The sequence below is a fragment of the Leisingera sp. F5 genome (assembly GCF_001593695.1).
Genome location: NZ_LUKH01000178.1, coordinates 1 through 4248, shown reverse-complemented (window position 1 = coordinate 4248; position 4248 = coordinate 1). Strand labels below are relative to the sequence as shown.

The following is a 4248-nucleotide window of genomic DNA, read 5'->3' as shown; positions in this document are numbered from 1 at the left end:
TTGCAGGCTCCGTCAGCCAGTGCAGCCCCGAAGATGTCGAGCTGGCGCTGGCGCTAGCCGACCCTTGGGATGCTCCTGCAGCGGAACGCACCGCGATCCTGAATAAGGCCGCCGACCTCTATGAGGAAAACTTCGGGGAGCTGTTTGCCATCCTCGCCCGTGAGGCCGGCAAAACCATCCCCGATGCCGTGGCTGAGCTGCGCGAGGCGGTGGATTTCCTGCGCTACTATGCGTCCCGCATTTCTGACGCGCCGCCTGCGGGTATTTTCACCTGTATCTCACCCTGGAACTTCCCCCTGGCGATCTTCACCGGGCAGGTTGCGGCCGCACTTGCGGCTGGCAATGCGGTGCTGGCCAAACCTGCCGACCAGACGCCCCTGATCGCGTACCGGGCCGTGCAGCTGATGCATGAGGCAGGAGTGCCACGCAGCGCCATGCAGCTGGTGCCTGGACGCGGCAGCGTGGTTGGCGCCGCCATCACCTCGGACCCGCGGGTCAATGGTGTTGCCTTCACCGGTTCCACCGCGACCGCAATGCGCATCCGCAAGGCGATGGCTGACAACCTGCAGCCCGGTGCGCCGCTGATTGCGGAAACCGGCGGCCTCAATGCGATGATTGTCGACTCCACCGCTCTGCCGGAACAAACGGTGCAGGCCGTGATCGAAAGCGCCTTTCAGTCGGCCGGCCAGCGCTGCTCGGCCTTGCGCTGCCTCTACCTGCAGGAGGACATTGCCGACACCGTGCTGAAAATGCTGAAAGGCGCGATGGACTGCCTGCATCTGGACGACCCCTGGCTTCTGTCCACCGACAGCGGACCAGTGATTGACGAAGGCGCCCGCGCAGGCATCCTGGCCCATGTCGCCAAGGCCCGCACCGAGGGTCGGGTACTGAAGGAAATGCGCGCGCCGCAAGGCGGCACCTTTGTCGCGCCGACGATGATCGAAATCCCCGGCATCAGCGCGCTGGAGGAAGAGATCTTTGGCCCCGTTCTGCATGTTGTGCGGTTCAAATCCCAACAGCTGGATCAGGTGATTTCCGACATCAACGCAACCGGTTACGGCCTCACCTTCGGGCTGCACACGCGCATCGACGACCGGGTGCAGCATGTCTGCGACCGGATCCATGCGGGCAACATCTATGTGAACCGAAACCAGATCGGCGCCATTGTCGGCAGCCAGCCGTTTGGCGGCGAAGGACTGTCCGGCACCGGCCCCAAGGCGGGCGGCCCTTACTACCTCAGCCGTTTCTGCGCGCCGGACCGGCAGCAAAGCAAAGCCCAGTGGGAAACCACCTTTGCCGAACTGCCTGGGGAAAGCGGCGTGCCTGTGCGTCCTGTGACCACCACCCTGCCCGGCCCGACCGGTGAATCGAACCGCCTGACTGTTTCTGCCCGCCCCCCGCTGTTATGCATGGGTCCGGGACCGGAGGCCGCGGCAGAGCAAGCCAAGGAAGTGATCGGCCTCGGCGGCACAGCGATTGAGGCGCACGGTATGTTCGACCTGCACCGGCTTGAGGCCATTCAGGGCATTGCCGGCGTGCTGTGGTGGGGCGACGAGGCAACGGGCCGCGAGATCGAACAGTGGCTCGCCAAACGCGACGGCCCGATCATCCCGCTGATCCCCGGCAAGCCCGACCGCGCCCGCGTCCTGGCCGAGCGCCACGTCTGCGTCGACACCACCGCCTCGGGGGGAAACGCGGACCTGCTGGGAGGCAACGCCTGAACTGCGCCCGATAAGTGCTTGACGCTGGGCCGTTTCCGGCCCAGCGTTTCCCCATGTTTCCGATCCGCGACCACAACCCGTCCGGCCGCAGGCCCTATGTCGTTTATGCGCTGATGGCGGTGAATATCCTGGCGTATTTCTACTACACGGCGAGCTATGCCTCCCCCCGCGCGCTGGCCTATTTCTATGACGCTTACGCGGTGGTGCCAGCCGAGATCAGCCACGGCTACGGGTTCGAGACCCTGTTCACCTCCATGTTCATCCACGCAGGGCTGATGCATCTGGGCGGCAACATGCTGTTCCTATGGATCTTCGGCGATAATCTGGAAGACGAGATGGGGCATCTTCCTTTCCTTGTCTTCTACCTCATCAGCGGTTTGGGCGCCGGGCTGATCCATGTGATGTCGGCCCCCGGTTCCATGGTGCCAACAGTGGGGGCCTCCGGCGCCATTGCGGGCGTCATGGGCGGCTACCTGTTGATGTTCCCCAAGGCCCGCGTTGATATCCTGCTGGTGCTGATCATCTATTTCCGCATCTTCACCATCCCCGCCTTCGTGATGCTGGGCGTCTGGTTGGCGATGCAGTTCTTTGGCGGCCTCGGCGCCGACCCCGACCAGGGCGGCGTGGCTTATTGGGCCCATGCCGGCGGCTTTGCCGTCGGGCTGGTGATGTGCCTGCCGCTGTGGCTGCGGCGCGGCGGCCCGGCGTTCTGGAACAAAACCCATGGCGCCCCACCGCATCCGGAAAACGAATATGAATACGCCGCCAGCCGCATCCCCAAACTGCCGCGCAAGAAGCGGCGGCCGGGGCCTTGGGGGAAGTAGAAAGACGGCAAGAGGTTCGCATCAAGGATATGCCGGAATTGATGTCCCCACAGGCGAACTCGATAAGCCGAGGCAGGATTGCAACGGCCACAAAGAAAGACTGTCCTATCAAAGAACTTAAAGGCTGTTCTAAAACCGGAACGCAGAGCCTTATTGTGTAGTGTTTGAATTGATGCAGCCGGGTGGAGGAAGATGGCCGTTTGATCGTCGAGCGGCCTGCAGTGAAAATAAACTAAAAGTAATGCAGACCGCTCTCCCCCGGTTCTCATCCCCCCAGAACAACACCGGGATGTCCGGGGATGTAGGGCAGCAAAAGACTATGTCCAGCAGAGGAACTCAAAATGCCCCAACTGAACGCAACCTGCCACTGCGGCGCCGTTGAGATCGAAGCGGATTTTCCCCAAGGCCTCGCCTCTGCCGCCCGCTGCGACTGTTCTTTTTGCCGCCGCCGCGGGGCGGCTGCCGTCACCGCCGTCGCCGCCAGCCTGAAGGTGCTGAAAGGGGTGGAGAATCTCAGCCTCTACACCTGGGGCACTCATACCGCGAAACATTACTTCTGCAAGACCTGCGGCATCTACACCCACCACCAGCGCCGCTCAGACCCCAAGGAATGCGGCGTCAATCTCGGCTGTATCGAAGGCGCCAATCCGCGGACGCACCCTGAAACCTATGGCGAGATCCCCTGGAACGACGGGGTTAACCACCCGTCTGATCAGCAATAACCTCCTGCCCGGCCGATAGGCCGGGCAGCGCCCAACCCTCCCGTCAAACCAAAGGTTTGCCTCCGGCAAAACGGCAGGGCGCATGCGCCCCTCCCAGGCTCGGGCGCAGCCCCATCCAATCACACAAAACAAAAAACGCGGCGCAATGGCCGCGTTTCATATTCTCAGTCTCACGGACCAGTTCAGCCGCGGATCACCTTGGCGAAGCTATCAAAGATCGGCTCGTTCGAGCACACAACCGAACCGGAATCGATAATGCCCGCTTCGGGATCAATCGCCTCGGCAAACCCGCCGGCCTCTTTCACGATGATGATGCCTGCGGCCAGGTCCCAGGCGTTCAGGCGTCGTTCCCAGAACCCCTCATAGCGGCCTGCGGCCACATAGGCCATATCCAGAGCGGCAGAGCCCCAGCGGCGCACGCCGGCGCAGGCGGGCATCAGGCGGGCAAGATCTTGAAGCGTCAGCGGCAGGTCGGCGCGGCCGCCAAACGGCACGCCGGTGGCAAAGATCGATTCAATCATCCGGTGGCGGCCCGACACACGGATCCGAGTATCGTTCATCCAGGCGCCGGCGCCCTTTTCGGCAAAGAACATCTCGTCCTTTGCAGCGTCATAAACCACGCCGGCAACGATCTTGCCCTTGTGCTCCAGCGCGATGGAAATCGCCCAGTGCGGCAGCCCGTGCAGAAAGTTGGTGGTGCCGTCCAGCGGATCGACGATCCAGCGGCGGGTCGGATCCTCGCCGTCTTCCTCGCCGCCCTCTTCGGCCAGCCAGCCATAGGTCGGGCGTGCGTTGCGCAGCTCTTCCTTGATGATCTTTTCGGCGGCGATGTCGGCCTTGGAGACAAAGTCCCCGGCACCTTTCATCGACACCTGCAGGTTCTCCACCTCGCGGAAGTCTTTCACAAGGGAACGGCCAGCCTTGCGGGCGGCCTTGATCATCACATTGAGGTTTGCGCTGCCAATCATGTCTGCAGTATCC

General features: G+C 62.8%; 4 protein-coding genes. 3 read left to right on the top strand and 1 reads right to left on the bottom strand.

Annotated elements, in window-relative coordinates; all coding sequences use genetic code 11:
- From A2I95_RS26760 to A2I95_RS26750, 3 genes are all read left to right on the top strand, one after another.
- The coding region (locus tag A2I95_RS26760) for an L-glutamate gamma-semialdehyde dehydrogenase (RefSeq protein ID WP_291734794.1) at positions 1 to 1721 on the top strand (1721 nt) is incomplete at its 5' end.
- Positions 1722 to 1774: 53 nt separating this feature from the next.
- Positions 1775 to 2545 carry a rhomboid family intramembrane serine protease gene (locus A2I95_RS26755; RefSeq protein ID WP_291734792.1) on the top strand — a complete coding sequence of 257 codons (771 nt, stop codon included), beginning with the start codon at positions 1775 to 1777 and terminating at the stop codon, positions 2543 to 2545.
- 341 nt (positions 2546 to 2886) lie between these two features.
- Entirely contained in the window at positions 2887 to 3267 is a 381-nt protein-coding gene (locus A2I95_RS26750; RefSeq protein ID WP_291734790.1) for a GFA family protein, read from the top strand.
- 182 nt (positions 3268 to 3449) lie between these two features.
- Here A2I95_RS26750 and A2I95_RS26745 read toward each other — a convergent pair whose 3' ends face one another.
- A complete protein-coding gene (locus A2I95_RS26745) occupies positions 3450 to 4235 on the bottom strand; it encodes an inositol monophosphatase family protein (RefSeq protein WP_291734796.1) in 786 nt (261 codons plus the stop codon).
- Positions 4236 to 4248 lie beyond the last annotated feature (13 nt).

What these genes read in the sequence shown, in the direction of transcription:
- A2I95_RS26750 (WP_291734790.1), top strand. Translation starts at nt 2,887, where the DNA reads ATGCCCCAACTGAACGCAACCTGCCACTGCGGCGCCGTTGAGATCGAA.
- A2I95_RS26745 (WP_291734796.1), bottom strand. Translation starts at nt 4,235, where the DNA reads ATGATTGGCAGCGCAAACCTCAATGTGATGATCAAGGCCGCCCGCAAG.
- A2I95_RS26755 (WP_291734792.1), top strand. Translation starts at nt 1,775, where the DNA reads ATGTTTCCGATCCGCGACCACAACCCGTCCGGCCGCAGGCCCTATGTC.